The organism is Mycolicibacterium brisbanense, assembly GCF_001570425.1.
GTDB lineage: Bacteria > Actinomycetota > Actinomycetes > Mycobacteriales > Mycobacteriaceae > Mycobacterium > Mycobacterium brisbanense.
On record NZ_BCSX01000011.1, the window covers coordinates 19,299 to 37,389 of the forward strand.

General features: G+C 67.4%; 19 protein-coding genes and 1 riboswitch. Of the genes, 16 read left to right on the plus strand and 3 right to left on the minus strand.

What is annotated here, in order from left to right; translation table 11 throughout:
• The first annotated feature begins 12 nt into the window (after positions 1–12).
• A riboswitch (TPP riboswitch) is annotated at positions 13–126 on the plus strand.
• The 12 genes from thiO to RMCB_RS04370 all read left to right on the plus strand — a co-directional run bounded on the left by thiO (position 119) and on the right by RMCB_RS04370 (position 11,008).
• The gene (thiO, locus tag RMCB_RS04315; RefSeq protein WP_029370460.1) at positions 119–1,123 is read left to right on the plus strand and encodes a glycine oxidase ThiO; all 1,005 of its coding nucleotides are present in this window, start codon (positions 119–121) and stop codon (positions 1,121–1,123) included. Its footprint overlaps the riboswitch before it by 8 nt.
• A complete protein-coding gene (gene thiS / locus RMCB_RS04320) occupies positions 1,120–1,320 on the plus strand; it encodes a sulfur carrier protein ThiS (RefSeq protein ID WP_081661473.1) in 201 nt (66 codons plus the stop codon). The genes thiO and thiS overlap by 4 nt, the downstream gene beginning before the upstream one ends.
• Positions 1,313–2,071 (plus strand): thiazole synthase, encoded by a 759-nt coding sequence (gene thiG / locus RMCB_RS04325; RefSeq protein WP_029370462.1) that lies wholly within the window; start codon positions 1,313–1,315, stop codon positions 2,069–2,071. Before thiS ends, thiG begins: the two co-directional genes overlap by 8 nt.
• Positions 2,072–2,215: 144 nt before the next feature.
• Complete coding sequence (locus RMCB_RS04330) at positions 2,216–3,055, plus strand: type IV toxin-antitoxin system AbiEi family antitoxin (protein ID WP_062827790.1); 840 nt, start codon at positions 2,216–2,218, stop codon at positions 3,053–3,055.
• Positions 3,056–3,175: 120 nt separating this feature from the next.
• Positions 3,176–4,078 carry an ABC transporter ATP-binding protein gene (locus RMCB_RS04335; protein WP_062827791.1) on the plus strand — a complete coding sequence of 301 codons (903 nt, stop codon included), beginning with the start codon at positions 3,176–3,178 and terminating at the stop codon, positions 4,076–4,078.
• Positions 4,075–4,833 (plus strand): ABC transporter permease, encoded by a 759-nt coding sequence (locus RMCB_RS04340; RefSeq protein WP_062827792.1) that lies wholly within the window; start codon positions 4,075–4,077, stop codon positions 4,831–4,833. The genes RMCB_RS04335 and RMCB_RS04340 overlap by 4 nt, the downstream gene beginning before the upstream one ends.
• A gap of 1 nt (position 4,834) precedes the next feature.
• Positions 4,835–5,338 (plus strand): DUF1990 domain-containing protein, encoded by a 504-nt coding sequence (locus RMCB_RS04345; RefSeq protein ID WP_062827793.1) that lies wholly within the window; start codon positions 4,835–4,837, stop codon positions 5,336–5,338.
• 67 nt (positions 5,339–5,405) lie between these two features.
• The gene (locus RMCB_RS04350) at positions 5,406–6,902 is read left to right on the plus strand and encodes a M28 family metallopeptidase (RefSeq protein ID WP_062827794.1); all 1,497 of its coding nucleotides are present in this window, start codon (positions 5,406–5,408) and stop codon (positions 6,900–6,902) included.
• The gene (locus RMCB_RS04355) at positions 6,899–8,338 is read left to right on the plus strand and encodes a M28 family peptidase (protein WP_062827795.1); all 1,440 of its coding nucleotides are present in this window, start codon (positions 6,899–6,901) and stop codon (positions 8,336–8,338) included. Before RMCB_RS04350 ends, RMCB_RS04355 begins: the two co-directional genes overlap by 4 nt.
• A gap of 59 nt (positions 8,339–8,397) precedes the next feature.
• On the plus strand, positions 8,398–9,486 hold the full coding sequence (locus RMCB_RS04360; RefSeq protein WP_062827796.1) for a type III polyketide synthase: 1,089 nt from the start codon (positions 8,398–8,400) through the stop codon (positions 9,484–9,486).
• The gene (locus RMCB_RS04365) at positions 9,486–9,995 is read left to right on the plus strand and encodes an isoprenylcysteine carboxyl methyltransferase family protein (protein WP_062827797.1); all 510 of its coding nucleotides are present in this window, start codon (positions 9,486–9,488) and stop codon (positions 9,993–9,995) included. The genes RMCB_RS04360 and RMCB_RS04365 overlap by 1 nt, the downstream gene beginning before the upstream one ends.
• Positions 9,992–11,008 carry an NAD(P)/FAD-dependent oxidoreductase gene (locus RMCB_RS04370; protein ID WP_062827798.1) on the plus strand — a complete coding sequence of 339 codons (1,017 nt, stop codon included), beginning with the start codon at positions 9,992–9,994 and terminating at the stop codon, positions 11,006–11,008. The genes RMCB_RS04365 and RMCB_RS04370 overlap by 4 nt, the downstream gene beginning before the upstream one ends.
• Here the strand turns inward: RMCB_RS04370 and RMCB_RS04375 are convergent.
• From RMCB_RS04375 to RMCB_RS04385, 3 genes are all read right to left on the minus strand, one after another.
• Positions 10,964–12,262, minus strand: a complete 1,299-nt coding sequence (locus RMCB_RS04375) for a uracil-xanthine permease family protein (protein ID WP_062827799.1) — start codon at positions 12,260–12,262, stop codon at positions 10,964–10,966. The genes RMCB_RS04370 and RMCB_RS04375 overlap by 45 nt on opposite strands.
• Positions 12,263–12,353: 91 nt before the next feature.
• Entirely contained in the window at positions 12,354–13,124 is a 771-nt protein-coding gene (locus RMCB_RS04380; protein ID WP_062827800.1) for an SDR family NAD(P)-dependent oxidoreductase, read from the minus strand.
• An 11-nt stretch (positions 13,125–13,135) separates the two neighbouring features.
• Complete coding sequence (locus tag RMCB_RS04385) at positions 13,136–13,969, minus strand: sugar phosphate isomerase/epimerase family protein (RefSeq protein WP_062827801.1); 834 nt, start codon at positions 13,967–13,969, stop codon at positions 13,136–13,138.
• 220 nt (positions 13,970–14,189) lie between these two features.
• Between RMCB_RS04385 and RMCB_RS04390 the strand changes: the two genes are divergently transcribed.
• The 4 genes from RMCB_RS04390 to RMCB_RS04405 are packed head-to-tail and all read left to right on the plus strand — an operon-like array spanning position 14,190 to position 18,025.
• Positions 14,190–15,521, plus strand: a complete 1,332-nt coding sequence (locus tag RMCB_RS04390) for an MFS transporter (protein ID WP_062827802.1) — start codon at positions 14,190–14,192, stop codon at positions 15,519–15,521.
• On the plus strand, positions 15,521–16,348 hold the full coding sequence (locus tag RMCB_RS04395; protein WP_062827803.1) for a transketolase: 828 nt from the start codon (positions 15,521–15,523) through the stop codon (positions 16,346–16,348). The genes RMCB_RS04390 and RMCB_RS04395 overlap by 1 nt, the downstream gene beginning before the upstream one ends.
• Positions 16,345–17,322 (plus strand): transketolase family protein, encoded by a 978-nt coding sequence (locus tag RMCB_RS04400; protein WP_062827804.1) that lies wholly within the window; start codon positions 16,345–16,347, stop codon positions 17,320–17,322. Before RMCB_RS04395 ends, RMCB_RS04400 begins: the two co-directional genes overlap by 4 nt.
• A gap of 43 nt (positions 17,323–17,365) precedes the next feature.
• Positions 17,366–18,025: a GntR family transcriptional regulator gene (locus RMCB_RS04405; protein WP_062827926.1), complete on the plus strand. Its 660-nt coding sequence runs from the start codon at positions 17,366–17,368 to the stop codon at positions 18,023–18,025.
• The last annotated feature ends 66 nt before the right edge of the window (positions 18,026–18,091 follow it).

Here is an 18,091-nt window from a genome sequence, read left to right on the forward strand (position 1 = left end):
CCGAGTATGGTGAACAGGCAACACGGGAGTCCCGGGAACGGGGGCTGAGAGTGGGCGTACGTACCAGCCCTTACCGTCACACCTGATCCGGGTCATGCCGGCGAAGGGAGGAGATGAAATGGCCCCACCACTGTCCGTCATCGGCGGCGGCGTCATCGGCCTGTCCGTCGCCCGTCGGGCGGCACTGGCCGGCTGGTCGGTGACGCTGCACGCCAGCGTCGAGCGCGGCGCCTCCTGGGTTGCCGGCGGGATGCTGGCCCCACACAGCGAGGGCTGGCCCGGCGAGGAGCGACTGCTGCAGATCGGCCTGGAATCGCTGCGGCTGTGGCATTCGGACTTTCTCGACGGGCTGCCGCCCGAGGTGGTCACCGCACGGGAATCGCTCGTGGTCGCCGTGGACCGGGCCGATGTCGCCGATCTGCGGACCGTCGCCGACTGGCTGGCCGCGCAGGGGCATCCCGTCGAGCCGACGACCGCCGCGCGCGACGTGGAACCGTTGCTGGCCCAGGGCATCCGACACGGCTTCCTGGCGACGACCGAACTCGCGGTGGACAACCGCGCGGTCGTCGAGGGCCTGGCCGCGCACTGCAGGCAGCTGGGTGTGCAGTGGGCGCCCGCGGTGGATTCGCTCGACGAGGTCGATGCCGAGCAGCGCGTCATCGCCAACGGCATCGACGCTCCACGGCTGTGGCCGGGCCTGCCGGTGCGGCCGGTCAAGGGTGAGGTGCTGCGGCTGCGGTGGCGCAAGGGCTGTATGCCGGTGCCGACCCGGGTGATCCGGGCCCGCGTGCACGGCCGCCCGGTGTACCTGGTGCCGCGTGCCGACGGTGTCGTCGTCGGCGCCACGCAGTACGAGCACGGTCGCGACACCGCGCCGGTGGTCACCGGGGTAAGGGACCTGCTCGACGACGCGTGTGCGGTGATGCCCGCCCTCGGCGAGTACGAGCTGGCGGAGACCGCGGCCGGGCTGCGGCCGATGACACCCGACGGAGTGCCGATCGTCGAACGGCTCGACGACCGCACGCTCGTGGCGGCCGGGCACGGCCGCAATGGATTTTTGTTGGCGCCGTGGACCGCTGAGCGGATCGCGGCCGAGCTCGAGGTGAGTGTGGGAGCGAAATGATCACCATCACTGTCAACGACGAAACCGTCGAGGTGGCCGAACAGACCACCGTCGCCGGTTTGCTGGAAACCCGGGGATTTCCGGACAAGGGCATCGCAGTGGCGTTGGACTGGTCGGTGATACCCCGCTCGGAGTGGGATCGCACCCTGGCCGACGGAGCCCGCGTCGAGGTTGTGACGGCGGTGCAAGGTGGCTGATTCGGTACTGAAGATCGGCGGCCGGGAGTTCGGTTCGCGCCTCATCATGGGCACCGGCGGGGCACCCAATCTCGCTGTGCTGGAAGAAGCGTTGGTCGCCTCGGGTACTGAGCTCACCACGGTCGCGATGCGGCGGGTCGACGCGTCGGGCGGCACGGGCGTGCTGGATCTGCTCAACCGGCTGGGTATCGAGGCCCTGCCGAACACCGCGGGCTGTCGCGGCGCAGCTGAGGCGGTGCTGACCGCCCAACTCGCCCGCGAGGCGCTTGGCACCGACCTTGTCAAGCTCGAGGTCATCGCCGACGAGCGCACGCTGCTGCCCGATGCCATCGAATTGGTCAAGGCCGCAGAACAATTGGTCGACGACGGATTCATCGTCCTGCCGTACACCAACGACGATCCGGTGCTCGCACGGCGGTTGGAGGACACCGGGTGCGCCGCGGTGATGCCCCTGGGCTCGCCGATCGGCACCGGGCTGGGCATCTCGAACCCGCACAGCATCGAGATGATCGTCGCGCAGGCCGGAGTCCCGGTGATCTTGGACGCCGGTATCGGCACCGCGTCCGACGCTGCCCTCGCGATGGAATTGGGTTGCGACGCAGTCTTGTTGGCGACCGCCGTGACCAGGGCATCCGATCCACCGACCATGGCCGCGGCCATGTCGGCGGCCGTCACCGCCGGCTACCTCGCCAGGCAGGCGGGCCGCATCCCCAAGCGCTTCTGGGCGCAGGCGTCGAGTCCTTCGCTGTAGCGGGGTTGGGCTTCGGCCGCCCGCCCGCGGCCCGCTCCCGCCCGCCCGCTCCCGCGATCGTGAATCCTCTGCGAATTTTCGGCCGATTTTTCGCAGACGATTCACGTGGGCGGATCTGTCGGTGGCTTTCGGCACACTTCGCGCATGGGGGAGCCATTCGTGGGGACGGAAGCCATCGCATCGGGCCGGTTGACGGCCTACCAGCTACGCAGCAGATGTGTCGCGATCTATCCCGGGATCTATGTGACCCGCGACACCGTCATCACCGCCAAGGCAAGGGCCCAAGCCGCGTGGCTGTGGTCGGACCGTCGCGGCGTCGTCGCGGGACGGTCGGCCGCCGTCCTGCTCGGCTCCAAGTGGATAGACGCGCGGCATCCCGCCGAGTTGATCCATGACAACCGTCGTCCGCCCAAGGGAATACGCACTCGAATTGACCGTGTCGAAGACGACGAGGTCACCGTCCTGTCTGGCATACGGGTGACCACGCCGGTGCGCACCGCGCTCGACCTGGCGTGTCGCTACCCGGTCGATGAGGCGGTGGCGCTGATCGATGCTCTCGCCAACGCAACACACCTCAAGATGGCCGATGTCGAGTTGCTCGTCGAGCGCTACCGCGGACGTCGGGGAATCAAAAGGGCACGAGCGATATTGGAATTGGTCGACGCCGGTGCGGAGTCGCCGCGCGAAACCTGGCTGCGGCTGCTCGCGGTCCGGGCCGGATTTCCGCGACCGCGGACGCAGGTACCGGTTTATGACGAATATGGGGTATTGGTCGGCGTTTTCGACATGGCGTGGGACGACTCCCTGGTCGCTGCCGATTACGAAGGCGATCAGCACCGAACCGATCGACGCCGCTTCGGCCGGGACATCCATAAGGCGGAGACGGTGACCCGGATGGGATGGACCCACATCCGGGTCACGTCCATGGATGGCGAAGCCGACGTCATCAAGCGCATCGCTGCGGCCGGCGTGCCGCGATCGTGAATCCTCTGCGAATTTTCGGCTGTTTTTTCGCAGACGATTCACTTTCGCGAAACGTCATGGGTGTGAGCGGCCGGTGCCGGCCGTGGCCGCAGCTCGCAAAGGTGGGAATACTGGACGGCGATGATCGAAATCGCCGGGCTGACCAAGCTCTACGGAACCCAACGCGCCGTCGACGACCTGACGTTCACCGTCGAACCGGGCGTGGTCACCGGTTTTCTCGGGCCCAACGGCGCAGGCAAGACCACGACGATGCGGCTGATTCTCGGTCTCGACCGCCCGGATGCCGGTACGGCCACCATCGACGGCAAGGCCTACCGCGACCTGCGTGACCCGCTGCGAACCGTCGGTGCGTTGCTCGACGCGCGTCAGGCCCACCCCAACCGCAGCGCGCGCAATCACCTCCGGTGGATCGCGGCGGCCAACCGGATCCCGGTGTCCCGCGTCGACGAGGTGCTCGACGCCGTCGGCTTGGAATCAGTGGATGATCGTCCCGCGGGTGCGCTGTCGTTGGGCATGAGTCAGCGCCTGGGCATCGCCGCGGCGCTGCTGGGAGACCCGCCGGTGTTGCTGTTCGACGAGCCCGTCAACGGTCTCGATCCCGAGGGCATCCACTGGGTGCGCACGCTGATGCGTAGCCTCGCCGCCGAGGGCCGCACGGTGTTCGTGTCCAGCCATCTGCTGGCTGAAATGTCGAACACGGCAGACCGTCTGGTGGTGATCGGCCAGGGCAAGCTGATCGCGTCGACCACCGTCGCGGAGTTCGTCAGCGGGTCGGGCAATGCCGTTCGGGTGCGCAGTCCGCAGCTGACCATCCTGGCCGAGGTGCTGGGTGACGCCGGGCTGCAGGCCGACGTGGACGGCGACGCGCTGACGGTACGCGGCGCGGCCATCGAGGTGATCGGGGAACTGGCAGCCCGCAATTCGATCGTGTTGCACGAACTGAGCACGCGGTCGGCATCGCTGGAGGAGGCGTATTTGAAACTCACCGACGACGCCGTCGACTACCGGGCGGGCCAGCCGTGAGCGCGCTGGCGGTGCTCGACGCCGAACGCATCAAACTGTCGACCACCCGCTCGCCGCTGTGGTCGGTGTTGGGGGTGGCCGCGCTGAGCCTGGGCGTTGCAGCGCTGCAGGGCTGGACCGCCTACGGTTTCGCGCCGCTGCCTCCGGGTAAGGCCGCGCTGGGAGTGGCGGTGTTCGGGGTTCCGGTGCTCATGATCCTGGCGTCGATGACGGTGACCGGCGAGTACCGCACCGGGCTGATCCGCACGACGTTTCTGGCCACACCCAACCGCACCTGGGTGTTGATTGCGAAGGCCATTGTGGCGGCGGCCTTTTCGTCGATCTGCGCGGTGGTGATGGTGCTGCTGTCGGTGATGGTGGCTCGGCTGTTCGCCGAACCGGTGGTCGGCGCGCAACTGTCGCTGGTCAGCGGGCCGACCTGGTCGGTGGCAGGAGGCTACGCGCTCTACGCCGCGTTGGCCGCCGTGCTCGGCGTGGCGGTCGGCGCGCTGATCCGCTTCGCGGCGGGCGCCGTCGCGGTGCTGCTGTTGTGGCCCCTGGTCGCGGAGCCACTATTGGCCAACCTGCCCTCCACAGGTGTGCAGCTGGGCCCGTGGCTGCCGTTCGCCAACATGTTCCGCTTCCTCGACGTGGAATGGTTGTTCCCGACCTTCAACATCCCGTGGGGCGAGACGGGTTCGCTGGTCTACTTCGTCGCGCTGGTCGTGGTGGTGTTCGTCGCGGCGGTCGCAGTGCTGAACCGAAGGGATGCCTGACATGGATTGGGCTGCGCTGGGCCGCAAGCCGCTGAACTACTCCGAAGTCGGAGCGACGGCCGGGGTATTGCCGAGCGGCTATCGCCACATCCGGCGGACCGCCGCTCTCGGTGAGGGCCGGAGCTGCTTCGAGGATGCTGCTGACCGGTTGATGCACTGGGGTGTGCAACGCGGGGCGGGGTTGCGGATCCAGACCTCGTCGGAAGTCGCCGAGGAAGGAGCGCTTCTGACGATCCGGTTGGGACCGGTGCCGGCTTACGGCCGGGTCGTCTACACCGTCGACGAACCCGACCGGCGCGGGTTCGCCTATGGGACGTTGCGCGGGCATCCCGAGTCCGGGGAAGAGTTGTTCGCCGTCCGGTACGACGAAGGCCGCGTCTATGTGGATGTGGTCGCGTTCTCCCGGCCCGCCACGTGGTGGAGCCGGCTCGGCGCGATTCCCGCGGCCGTTGCGCAGAGACTCGTCACGAACCGCTATCTGACGGCCCTGAAGAACGACGCCTGACGGGGCCCGGCGGCACGCGACCGATTAACGCCGCCTGCCCGCAGACGTACCCACTACGGTGGGAGCAATGCGACGCAATTTGACGGGGGCGGTCCTTGGCGCGGTGGCGCTGACCGTGGCTTTGGCCGGCTGTGACAGCAAGACCGAACTCAACGTCGATACGCCGGCGGCCCCGCCCGCGGCCCGGGAATTCGCCGAGCAGTTGCGTCACCAGGTGTCGGTGGACGCGATGATGGGCCACCTCAAGAAACTGCAGGACATCGCCAACGCCAACGGAAACACCCGTGCGCTCGGCACACCGGGCTATGACGCCAGTGTCGACTATGTGGTGAAAACCTTGCGCGACAAGGGTTTCGATGTACAAACGCCCAAGTTCCAGGTACGCATACCGTTCTCCGAAGATCCGCAGGTCACCGTGGGCGGTCAGCCGGTGACCGCCAAACCGCTGCTGTACACCATCGGCACCGGCGCCGAAGGGGTGTCCGGGCCGCTGGTGGCTGCCCGCACCGGGGATTCCCCAGGGTGCGAGGCCAAGGACTACGACGGCCTGCCGGTCGCAGGTGCGGTCGTGCTGGTCGACCGCGGGCACTGCGCGTTCAGCGCCAAAGAGACCGCGGCCGTCGAACGCGGCGCCGTTGCGCTGATCGTGGCCAACAACCAGGACGGGGACCAGATGGGTGGCACGCTCGGCGAGCGCACCGACGTCAAGATCCCGGTGGTCAGCGTGACGAAGGCCGACGGCGCCCGGCTGCGGGCGGCCCCGGGGCCCACCACCATCAAGCTCAACGCCGGAGTCCGCACCGAGCACACCCGCAACGTGATCGCCCAGACCAAAACCGGTTCCACCTCCGACGTGGTCATGCTGGGTGCGCATCTGGACAGCGTGCCCGAAGGCCCGGGTATCAACGACAACGGCTCCGGGGTGGCCGCGGTGCTGGAAACCGCACTGCAGCTGGGTGTTTCGCCCGATGTCAAGAACGCGGTGCGCTTCGGGTTCTGGGGCGCCGAGGAGGAGGGACTGCTCGGCTCGCGCAACTATGTGGAGTCGCTGGACCTCGAAGCACTCAAGGACATCGCGATGTACCTCAACTTCGACATGCTGGGCTCGCCCAATCCCGGGTACTTCACCTACGACGGCGACCAGTCCGCACCACCGGATCCCAGCGGTCCGGCCCGGGTGCCGGAGGGCTCCGCGGGTATCGAACGGACGTTGGCCACCTATCTGCAGAACGCCGGAAAGACGCCGCGCGACACCAGCTTCGACGGCCGGTCCGATTACGACGGATTCACCCAGGCGGGTATCCCGGCAGGCGGGCTGTTCTCCGGTGCCGAGGACAAGATGTCGGAGGAGGAGGCGAAGCTGTGGCAGGGCAAGGTCGATCAGCCGTTCGACCCGAACTACCACCAGGCCACCGACACCATCGACCACGTCGACCCGACCGCGCTCCAGATCCACGGTGAGGGTGTCGCCTACGTCACGGGGCTGTACGCGCAGGATCAGAGCGGCCGCAACGGGATTCCCATCAGATCCGACCGCACCCGGCACGAGGTCACACCCTCGTGAAGGCCGGATGGGCCGTCGCGGCGGTGGTGGCCGTCGCCGTAGCCGGGTGTTCATCGCAGTCGCCGCCGCCGGCCGATCTGCCGCATGACCTGGCGGGCCGGATCACCGTCGACGCCATGTACACGCACCTGCGCAAGCTCCAGGAGATCGCCGAAGCCAACGGCGGCAACCGTGCGGAGGGTACTCCCGGGTACGACGCCAGCCTGGACTACGTCTCGAAGCTGTTGAAGGACAAGGGTTTCGATGTACAGACCCCGGAGTTCGACCGGCTCGGCCCGATGCAGGGCGGTGATCAGGCGCTGGTGGTCGACGGTAGTCGGTACCCGGTCGTACAAGGCTCGCTGCTGGTCCAGACTCAGCCCGGCGGCCTGAACGCGCCGACCCTGCACCCCGCCAAGCTCGCGGGTTGCACGGCAGCCGATTACGGCTCCAAGAAGATGACCGGAGCCATCGCGGTCGTCGACGACACCGGCTGCTCGGTGGTGGTCAAACAGGACACCGCCGTGGCGCAGGGCGCGGTCGGGCTGTTGGTGGTCAGCACCGTGAAACCCAGTCCCACAGGGCTGTTCACCCCGGGCTACTACCGGCAGTTGAAGGTTCCGGTCGGCATCATCGACAAGTCCGTCGACACCGCGCTGCTGCGCACGTCGGCCGCGGTCAAACTCACCCTGGACGGCAAGTCCGAGCTGATCAAGTCGCGAAATCTGGTGGCGCAGACCAAGACCGGGTCCACCTCCGATGTCGTGATGGCCGGGGCTCACCTGGACAGCATTCGCGGCGGCCCTGGTATCAACGACAACGGCACCGGCGTGGCCGCGCTACTGGAAACCGCGCTGCAGCTGGGTAGTTCGCCGGCGGTGCACAACGCGGTGCGGTTCGCGTTCTGGGGTGGCCAAGAGACCGGGCTGGACGGCTCGACGCAGTACGTGCGGGGACTCGACGCGGGGCAGCTCACCGATGTGGCCTTGTACCTGAACTTCGAGATGCTGGGTTCGACCAACGCCGGGTACTTCACCTACGACGGTGACCAGTCCGCCGCGACCACGGCAATCAAGCCGGTTCCCGAGGGCTCGGCGGGCATCGAACGCACCCTGGCCGGCTACCTCAACCTCGCCGGAGTACGGCCCGCCGACATGCCGCTGAGCGATACCACCGACTACGCCGCGTTCCTGGCCGCGGGCGTGCCCATCGGCGGCACCACGACGGGAGCGTCACAACGCAAAACGGAAGTGCAGGCGCGGCTCTGGGGCGGTAAAGCCGGCCAGCCGTTCGACCCGAACTACCACACGCCGCGCGACACCGTCGACAATGTCGATGCCCATGCGGTGTCCATCATGGGATCGGCGGTGGCGTTTGCTGTCGGTAGCTACGCGATGTCGATCGACGGCGTCAACGGGGTTCCGTCGCACGACAAACGAAACCGCCGCCCAGGCTGAACCAGAAAAATCGCCGAATTCCGGTGAACCTGACTGCGGGCTACTCCGTAGTACAGGTTATGGGAATTGACTTCGGCCACATTGTCAGTCACAGCACAATCGCCGGTGTTCACGGTGTACTCCCGCCCAATCGATATACCCAGGACGAGGTCACCGAGGCCCTGCTCGCACTGCCGGGATATGACAAGGTCGCCGACGTGGTGCGCGCGCTGCACAAGAGCGCAAAGGTCAACAGCCGCTACCTGGTCAGGCCGCTGGAAGAGTACGCGACGCTCAGCGATTTCGGTGAGACCAACAACCTGTTCATCGAACACGCCACCGAGCTGGGGTGCCAGGCGTTGTCGGGTGCGCTCGAAGAGGCAGGCCTGCGCCCCCAGGACGTCGATCTGATCATCACCACGACGGTCACCGGCGCGGTGGTTCCTTCGCTGGATGCGCGCATCGCCGGCAGGTTGGGGCTGCGACCCGATGTGCGGCGAATGCCGATCTTCGGGCTGGGGTGCGTGGCCGGAGCGGCAGGCATCGCCCGGCTCAACGACTACCTGCGCGGCGCTCCCGACAAGGTGGCGGTGCTGGTGTCGGTGGAGCTGTGTTCGCTGACGCGCAAACACCATCCGTCCATGCCGACGCTGGTGGCAGGCGCGCTGTTCGGCGACGGGGCCGCGGCCGTGGTGGCCGTCGGTGCCCAACGGGCAAAGAAGCTCGACCCGAGCGGGCCGGATGTCCTGGACTCCTGCAGCCACCTGTACCCGGATTCGCTGCACGCCATGGGCTGGGACATCGGCAGTGACGGGTTCGAGATCGTGCTGAGCGCCGAGGTACCAGGCTTCGTCGGCCGGTATCTGGGCGACGACGTCACAGGTTTCCTTGCCGCACACGGCCTCACCGTCGGCGACGTCGAGTCGTGGGTGAGCCACCCGGGCGGCCCCAAGGTGATCGAGGCCATCATCGACACTCTCGGACTGCCTTCCGACGCATTGGATCTGACCTGGCAATCGCTGGCCGAGGTGGGCAACCTGTCCTCCTCGTCGGTGCTGCACGTACTGCGGGACACCATCTGCAAGCGGCCCGCGACCGGGACTCCCGGGGTCTTGATGGCCATGGGCCCGGGATTCTGCTCCGAACTCGTCCTGCTGCGTTGGCGCTGATGGGGCGCAAAGGTGTAACCGTCCTCATCGCCGCGGTCGCCGCCGAGCGGCTGGTCGAACTCGTGGTTTCCCGGCGCAATCTGGCGTGGAGCAAAGCCAACGGCGGCAAGGAGTTCGGTGCCGGACACTACCCGGTGATGGTGGCGCTGCACACCGGGCTGCTCGCCGGTGCGCTGCTGGAGGCGCGACGCAGGCCCTACCGTCCGCGGTTGGGCCGGCCGATGCTGGCGCTCGTGCTGGCCGCGCAGGGCCTTCGGTGGTGGTGCATCACGACGCTGGGGCGCCAGTGGAACACCCGGGTGGTGGTGATACCGGGCGCTGCGCGGGTGACCGGTGGCCCCTACCGGGTGGTGCCGCACCCGAATTACGTCGCGGTGGTGACCGAGGGCGTGGCCCTGCCCCTGGTCGGCGGCGCGTGGCTCACCGCGTTGATCTTCACCGTCGCCAACGCGGCGTTGTTGCGGACCCGGATCCGGGTCGAAAACGAAGCGTTGCAAGGTTTGACGTGATCGATCTGTTGGTTGCTGGTGGTGGGCCGGCCGGTCTGGCCACCGCGGTGCACGCAGCGCGCGCCGGTCTCGAGACGGTGGTGGTGGAACGTCGGTGCGGCCCGATCGACAAGGCCTGCGGTGAGGGCTTGATGCCGCATTCGGTGCGTCACCTGCAGGCGCTGGGGGTCGACGCACAGGGACAGGAGTTCCGCGGCATCCGTTATCTGGATGGCCGCCGGGTCGCCGAGGCCCGGTTCTCCGGTGGCGCAGGACGCGGCGTGCGGCGCACGGTACTGCACGCCGCGTTGTCCGACGCGGCAGCCGCGGCCGGGGTGAAGGTGGTGCAGGGCGAAGTCGGTGCCGTGCACCAGGATTCGACGTCGGTGTCGGCGGCGGGTTTCCGGGCGAGGTACCTGGCCGCGGCCGACGGGCTGCACTCGCCGATCCGCCGATCGCTCGGGTTGTCGCAGGACAGTGGGCCGCGGCGACGCTGGGGCATCCGGCGCCATGTCCGGATCGCGCCATGGTCGGACTGTGTCGAGGTGTACTGGGCGGACAACGCCGAGGCGTACGTGACGCCCGTCGCCCCCGACTGTGTCGGCGTGGCGATCCTGACGTCGGCTCGCGGACGGTTCGAGGACCACGTCGGAAAGTTCCCGGCGTTGGCCGACCGGATCCGCGGGTGCCCGCATGGCGGTGACCGGGCCGCGGGACCGTTGCGGCAGAAGGTACGTCACCGCAGCGCGGGCCGTGTGCTGCTGGTCGGGGATGCGGCCGGCTACATCGACGCACTGACCGGCGAGGGAATGGGGTTGGCGTTCGGTGCGGCCGAGTTGCTGGTCGGCTGCGTGCTGGCGGACCGGCCGGGCGACTACGACGGGCAGTGGCGGGCACTGACCCGGCGCTACCGCTTTCTCACCTCTGCGTTGTTGTACGGCAGCGGTTTTCGGCCGGTACGGGCGAGCATCACGCCGGCGGCCGCGGCGCTACCCGTCGTGTTCTCCGCGGTGGTCGACGCGCTGGGGCGGTGAGTTTCGCTGCCCGCCCGCGATCTGCAGCACGCGCATCCCGTGGTAGACCACCAGCGCGGCGATGGAGCCGAGGGCAATCCCGGTGAACGTCAATGAGCCTGCCGTCCAGGTGAAATCGGCGATCCCGATGATCAGCGGGATCGCCGCGGTCATCTGGTTGATCGGTTTGGCGAAGTCGACGTGGTTGGTGAGCCAGATCCGCACGCCGAGCACCCCGACCAGGCCGTAGAGCACTACGGTCGCACCGCCCAGCACTCCGGGCGGGATGGCCGAGATCGCGGCACCGACCTTGGGGCACAACGACAATGCGATCGCCACACCGGCCGCCACCCAGTACGCCGCCGTCGAATAGACCCGGGTGGCGGCCATCACCCCGATGTTCTCGGCGTAGGTGGTGGTCGCCGATCCGCCACCGGCCCCGGCCAGCACGGTGGCCAGCCCGTCGGCCGCCAGCGCGCGGCCGACGAGGGGGTCCATGTCCGTCGCGGTCATCTGCCCGACCGACTTGACGTGCCCGATGTTCTCGGCGATCAACGCGATCACCGCGGGCAGGAACAGCGGCAGCACCGCGATGGTGAACGTCGGTGTCTGGAAGTGGGGCAGCCCCAGCCAGGGCGCCGCGGCGATCCCGGACGTGTCGACCTCGCCGAGGATGAGCGCCAGCAGATAACCGATCAGCACCGCCCCGAAGATGGCCAGCCGCCCGATGATGCCGCGGAAGAACGCCAGCGTCGCGACCAGCACCACCAGGGTGACCAGGCCGACCACCGGGCCCTTCTCGAAGTTGTTCTTGGCGGCCGGAGCCAGGTTGAAGCCGATGAGTGCGACGATGGCCCCGGTCACGACCGGCGGGAGCGTCAGGTCGATCCAATGGGTCCCGATCAGGTGGACCACGGCGCCGACGACGATGAGCAGCAGCCCGAGCGCAATCAGGCCGCCGAGCGCGCTGCCCGTGCCGTGCGAGGCGACCGCCGCCGTGACCGGGGCGATCACCGAGAAGCTCGAACCCAGATAGCTGGGGAGCCGGTTGCCCGTGATGATCAGGAACAGTAGGGTTCCGACCCCAGAGAACAGCAGCGTGGTGGATGGCGGAAACCCGGTGAGCACCGGTACCAGGAAGGTGGCGCCGAACATGGCCACCACGTGCTGGGCGCCGATGCCGACGGTCCGGGGCCAGTCCAGCCGCTCACCGGGTGCGACGACGAAGTCGTCGTCTGCACGGGCCTCGACGCGTTTCCAACTCAGCAGGGTCACGCACTATCTATAGGCGTCGAGTGGCCAGTTGTGCCACGTTTGTCGCGAACATCCTTGTAAAACCTGGCCGCTCGACGCGATGAGGGTGGCGTCAGTGCATGTGGCTGCCACCGTTGATGTCCACGGTGGTACCGGTGAGGTAACTGGCGTCCTGGCTGGACAGGAACGTGATGACGGCGGCGACCTCGTCGGTGGTGGCGGTGCGCCCGACCGGGATGTCGGCGGCGAGCTTGGCTTCCTGCTCATCGGTGGAGCCGACGCGGATATTGGTGTCGACCGCGCCCGGGGTCACGGCGTTGACCGTGACGCCGGTGTCGGCGATCTCGCGGGCCAGCGACTTCGTGAAGCCCAGGATCGCGGCCTTCGCCGAGGAATAGGGCACCTTGCCGAAGACACCGCCGCCGCGCTGTGCGGACACCGAGCTCATGTTGACGATACGGCCCCAGCCGGCGTCGATCATGTCGGGCAGGAAAGCCTTTGTCACCAAGTAGGTTCCGGTGGCGTTGACGGCCATGACCTTGTTCCACAGGTCCAGCGTGGTCTCCAGGAACGGCACCGGCGAGGTGATGCCTGCGATGTTGGCCAGCGCGCCGACGGTGGGCAGGTTGCCCGCGGCGACCTCGGCAGCGACCGCGTCGTACGCGGCGGTGACCGAGTCCTCGGAGGTGACGTCGACGGCATGGCCGAATGCCGGTACCCCGAATTGGTTGCCGATCTCGGCCGCGACCTTCGCGGATTTTTCGCCGTCCAGGTCGAGGATCACGACGGCCCAGCCCTCCTTGGCGTAGCGCTCGGCGACGGCCACGCCGATGCCCTTCTCGGAGGTGGCTCCGGTGACGACGGCGGTGCGGGTGACAGACATTGAGAGTCCTTTCAGATCAGGGCGGAAATGAGGTTCCCGGCTGCGGCGGCAGCAGCGGGACGTTCGTCGTGGGTGATGTCGCGGGTTTCCAGCTCCAGCGCGAAGTGCCCCGCATAGCCGGTGGCAGCGAGGCTCTTGAGGCCTGTCGCGAAATCGACCTGGCCGTTGCCCACCGAGAGATTGATGTTGCCGGGCACGGCGTCACGGATGTGCACGTGCCGGATGCGGGGCCCGAACCGTGCCACGAAGTCGACCGGATCCCCACCCGACGCCACGATGTGACTGAAATCCATGACTATTCCGATGTTTTCGTCGAGCCGGTCGGCAAGCCGTTGGGCCCGTTCGATGTCGAAGCACAACCGGAAGAAGTGCAGCGACTCGGTCCACAACGCGACGCCGCGGCCGGCGGCGACCTTCGAGGCGGCGGCCAGTTCACCGGCGACCGTCGTCAGGTCCTCCTCGAGCGAGTTGATCGGCTCGTGGTCGAGCGCACCGCAGGGCAGTACCAGGGCGTCGGCGCCGGTGGCGGCCGTCAACTCGACGAGCATCGCCAGGTGGCGGTCCCGGGCGTCCCGGCCCTGGGCATCCAGTGCGACATTGAGATCACCGATGTCGCCGTTGATGGACCGGACGCGGATGCCCGACGCCGCAACGGTGGCCGCGACCTCGCTCACGGCGTTCGCGTCGAGGACGAACGGCACGTGATCGCACACCCCGGGCAGCGCACCGAGGTCGATCTCGGTGAAGCCCAGGCCGGCGATGGTGTCCAGGGCCTCCGGCAACCGCTGGTGGCGAAAGCTGATGGTCGAACAGCCCAGTCGGCTGTGAAACGAATGAGCTGGCATCTGGCGGCGCTTCCTCCCGGGCCTTCACGGCTGTGGCGGGGCCCACACTACATTCGTCGACTGTTAACAGTCAACGGGCGGCAATAAATGGTGTTGACTGTTGACAGTGCCATGTGTGCGGGCTCACACTGGGTGGCGTCTATCGCGTTGTTGACAGTCAACACTTCAGGCAACTCGCAGGTAGACCTGGATTTGAGCGGGATTTGAAAGGATGACGCCCATGAGCGATGACGCTCTGAAAATGCGGGGCCCCGTACTTGGCACCAAGGACGCCAAGCGGGTAGCGGTCGGCTCCGCCGTCGGCGCCGTGATCGAGACCTACGACTTCATCGGGTTCGGAACCGCCGCCGCGCTGTACTTCGGCCACGCGTTCTTCCCGCACTCAAGCCCGGTCGCAGGCACCCTGGCATCGTTCGCCACCCTCGGCGTCGGCTTCGCGGCCCGCCCACTGGGTGGCATCATCGGCGGTCACCTCGGCGACAAGGTCGGGCGTAAACCCGTGCTCGTGGCGTCACTGCTCATCATGGGCCTGGCCACCTTCGCGATCGGGCTGCTGCCCACCTATGCCGCGGTCGGCGTGCTTGCGCCCGTGCTGTTGGTGACCGTGCGGATCATCCAGGGCCTGGCGTTCGGCGCCGAGTGGGGCGGTGCCATCCTCATGAGCTACGAGCACGCGCCCTGGAAGGAAAAGGGCCGCTACACCGGCATCGTGCAAGCCGGCTTCCCGGTGGGGCTGCTGCTGGCCAACCTGGTGTTCCTGGTCAGCGTGCACCTCGGCGGTGACTGGGCATGGCGGGTGCCGTTCCTGGCCAGCATCGTGCTGGTCGTCGTCGGGCTGATCATCCGCGCCAAGGTGCCCGAGTCGCCGGTGTTCGAAGACGTCAAGGACGAGGGCAAGATCGTCAAGGCGCCCATTGTCGAGGTGCTCAAGAACGACTGGCGAAACATCCTGCGCGGCATCGGCCTTCGCGTCGCAGAGACCGCGGGCTATGCCGTGTCGATCACTTACATGATCTCCTACCTCAAGACCGCGAAGCTGGCCACCGCCACCGAAACCCTTGTCGCCCTGTGTATTGCGGCTGCGATCGGCATCTTCGCGACCGCGGGATGGGCGCGGCTGACCGACAAGGTCGGGCGCAGGCCGGTCTACGTCTGGGTGTGCGCCTTCGGTATACCCTTCGGCGTGTTGATGTTCGTGCTGGTGAACACCGGACTGTTCTTCCTCATCATCGCGACCGTCGTGATCGCCTACGGCGTCTGCCAGAACGCGCTCGCCGGCTCCCAGGGGGCCTGGTTCCCGGAGCTGTTCACCGCCAACACCCGCGCATCGGGAGCCTCACTGGCATACCAGATCTCGGCTATGGTGTCGGGCTTCACGCCCTTCATCACAACACTGCTGTTCGAATGGATGGGATGGATGGGACCTGCTCTGTTGTTCTCCGCGTACGCCGCGGTCGGCCTGTGGGCCGCGTTGGTGACCCGCGAAACCTGGGGCTCCGCCGAACGCCAGGCTGCCGACAAGGCCGCCTCCGACCAGGCGCTGGCTGCCTGATGCGCGCGGCGAAGGTGCGTGACGCTGCCTACCGGATGCGTCACCACGTACTGAACATGGGTGAGGCCCAAGGGCAGGGCTATGTCGGGCAGGCGCTCGGTGCCGCCGACATGCTCGCCGCGGTGTACGCCGACCAGCTGCACTTCCGCGCCGACGATCCGCATTGGGACGGCCGGGACCGGTTCCTGCTGTCCACCGGGCACTACGCGATCGGGCTGTACGCGGCACTGGCCGAAGCGGGCATTGTCGACGTCGCCGAACTCGACACCTACGGATCCGATGAATCCCGGCTTCCGATGTCCGGAATGGCCAGCTACACACCAGGTATGGAGATCTCCGGGGGATCCCTCGGCCACGGCCTCGCGGTGGCCGTCGGCATGGCGCTCGGCCTGCGGCACCAGGGCAACGGCGCGCGGGTGATCAACTTCCTCTCTGACGGCGAGCTCGACGAGGGCTCCACATGGGAGGCCGCGATGGGAGCGTCCCATCACCGGCTCGGCAATCTCGTGGCGATGGTCGACATCAATGCGCTGCAGGCCGACGGCCCGACCGAGGGCGTGCTGCGCACCGAACCCGTGTCCGACAAATGGGCGGCGTGCGGCTGGCACGTCCAGCGCGTCGACGGCAACGACATCGACGAATTGTTGCGCGCTTTCGACGAAATCGACCGGTCAAGCCCGGAGCAGCCATCAGTCATCCTGTGCGACACCAAGGTTGGCAAAGGTGTGCCGCTGCTGGAAACGCGTGAGAAGGCGCACTTCATGCGTATCGACGCCGACGAGTGGCAGATCTGCCGCGACCAACTGACAGAAGGGGCTTGCGCATGAGCACCAAACTTCGCACTTCGGCGATGATCGCGTCGTTCGCCGATCCGGGGCAGAAGACCACACCCGCACCGTTCGGGCACGCCCTGGTGAAAGCCGCGCAGGCCGACGATCGCATCGTCGGGCTCACCGCCGATCTGGGCAAGTACACGGATATGCACATCTTCGCCCAGGCCTTTCCCGAGCGGTTCTTCCAGATGGGCATGGCCGAGCAGCTGTTGTTCGGCGCTGCCGCCGGTATGGCCGAGACGGGCCTGATCCCTTTTGCCTCAACGTATTCGGTGTTCGCCGCGCGGCGGGCGTACGACTTCATCTGCCTCGACATCGCAGAGCCGGGCCTGAACGTCAACATCGTCGGCGGATTGCCAGGGCTCACAACGGGTTACGGGCCGTCGCACCAGGCCACCGAGGACGTCGCGATCTTTCGGGGGATGCCCGGGCTGACCATCGTCGACCCGTGCGATTCGGTGGACATCGAGCAGGCCGTTCCCCAGTTGGCCGAACATGCCGGGCCCACGTATCTGCGTCTGCTCCGAGGAAATGTACCCACCGTCCTCGATGAGTACGGATACACCTTCGAACTCGGCAAGGCGAAGGTGGTGCGGCCCGGCAACGACGTCGTATTCGTCTCGAGTGGCCTGATGACGATGCGGGCCTTGCTGGCAGCCGAAGAGCTGACGGCCCACAACGTCGACGTCGCCGTGGTGCACACGCCGACGCTCAAGCCGTTCGACGCCGAAACCGTGCTGCGCGAAGTTGATTCGGACCGCCTGGCGCTGACGCTGGAGAACCACACCGTGGTCGGCGGCTTGTTCGAGACGGTGGCCTCGGCGATGGTGCAGCGTGGAATCAGCCGCCAGGTCACGCCCGTTGGACTGCCGGACGAATTCCTGGCCGCGGGGGCGCTGCCGACCCTGCACGACCGCTACGGCCTGTCGACGCGGCGCATCGTCGCGTCGGTACTCGAGCGACTGTAGGATCATTGTTGACAAACAAATGTTGACACTCAGGGAGCAGGTCATGTCGGTCGAGGCCCCGTCGCTGCTGCGACTTGAGAAGACCAGCCTGCGTGAACAGGCGCTGTCGGCGCTGCGCCGGGCCATCACCTCCGGCCAGCTCCAGCCCGGTACCCATCTCGTGGAGACCGACTTGTCGGATGCCCTGCAGATCAGCCGCGGCACGCTGCGCGAGGCCATGCGCCAACTGCAGCAGGAGGGGCTGATCTCGGCGGGGGCGCGCGGTCGACTGTCGGTCCGGCATCTCGACGCCAAGGAGATCAAGGACATTTTCGACGTCCGCGGTGCGTTGGAGTCACTGGCCGCCAGTGACCTGGCGTCGCGGGCCGACCGGGCTTCGGCAGTGGCGGCCCTGCGAAGCGCCGTCGCCGATATGGAGCGTTGGGCCGCGGCCAACCTCGAGGACCGCATCGAGGCCGACCTCAAGTTCCACCGGACCCTGTGTCACCTGAGCGGCAACGAAACACTCCTGCATTCGTGGTCGTCGTTGGAAGGCAGCATCCGGATGTCGATCATGTACGCCGGCGTGGAGCGGGCCATGAAGAACATGGACGCCAAACGACATCTCGACATCGTCGACGCCATCGAATCGGGCGACCCGGCCGCTGCTGCGGCTGCCGTCCGCGACCATATGTGCACGGCCGCGGCGGTCCTGGTCGACTAGTTACCGCGCCGCTGGCCAGTTGTGTCACGTCATTCGTGAAAAGGCGTGCGGCAACCGACCATTCGT

Excerpts from the sequence above, each read along its gene's own strand:
- RMCB_RS04335 (WP_062827791.1), top strand. The coding sequence starts at position 3,176 with ATGATCGAAATCGCCGGGCTGACCAAGCTCTACGGAACCCAACGCGCC.
- thiS (WP_081661473.1), top strand. The coding sequence starts at position 1,120 with ATGATCACCATCACTGTCAACGACGAAACCGTCGAGGTGGCCGAACAG.
- RMCB_RS04365 (WP_062827797.1), top strand. The coding sequence starts at position 9,486 with ATGGGGCGCAAAGGTGTAACCGTCCTCATCGCCGCGGTCGCCGCCGAG.
- thiO (WP_029370460.1), top strand. The coding sequence starts at position 119 with ATGGCCCCACCACTGTCCGTCATCGGCGGCGGCGTCATCGGCCTGTCC.
- RMCB_RS04405 (WP_062827926.1), top strand. The coding sequence starts at position 17,366 with ATGTCGGTCGAGGCCCCGTCGCTGCTGCGACTTGAGAAGACCAGCCTG.
- RMCB_RS04380 (WP_062827800.1), bottom strand. The coding sequence starts at position 13,124 with ATGTCTGTCACCCGCACCGCCGTCGTCACCGGAGCCACCTCCGAGAAG.
- RMCB_RS04330 (WP_062827790.1), top strand. The coding sequence starts at position 2,216 with ATGGGGGAGCCATTCGTGGGGACGGAAGCCATCGCATCGGGCCGGTTG.
- RMCB_RS04350 (WP_062827794.1), top strand. The coding sequence starts at position 5,406 with ATGCGACGCAATTTGACGGGGGCGGTCCTTGGCGCGGTGGCGCTGACC.
- RMCB_RS04395 (WP_062827803.1), top strand. The coding sequence starts at position 15,521 with ATGCGCGCGGCGAAGGTGCGTGACGCTGCCTACCGGATGCGTCACCAC.
- RMCB_RS04385 (WP_062827801.1), bottom strand. The coding sequence starts at position 13,969 with ATGCCAGCTCATTCGTTTCACAGCCGACTGGGCTGTTCGACCATCAGC.
- RMCB_RS04400 (WP_062827804.1), top strand. The coding sequence starts at position 16,345 with ATGAGCACCAAACTTCGCACTTCGGCGATGATCGCGTCGTTCGCCGAT.
- RMCB_RS04360 (WP_062827796.1), top strand. The coding sequence starts at position 8,398 with ATGGGAATTGACTTCGGCCACATTGTCAGTCACAGCACAATCGCCGGT.
- RMCB_RS04390 (WP_062827802.1), top strand. The coding sequence starts at position 14,190 with ATGAGCGATGACGCTCTGAAAATGCGGGGCCCCGTACTTGGCACCAAG.
- RMCB_RS04345 (WP_062827793.1), top strand. The coding sequence starts at position 4,835 with ATGGATTGGGCTGCGCTGGGCCGCAAGCCGCTGAACTACTCCGAAGTC.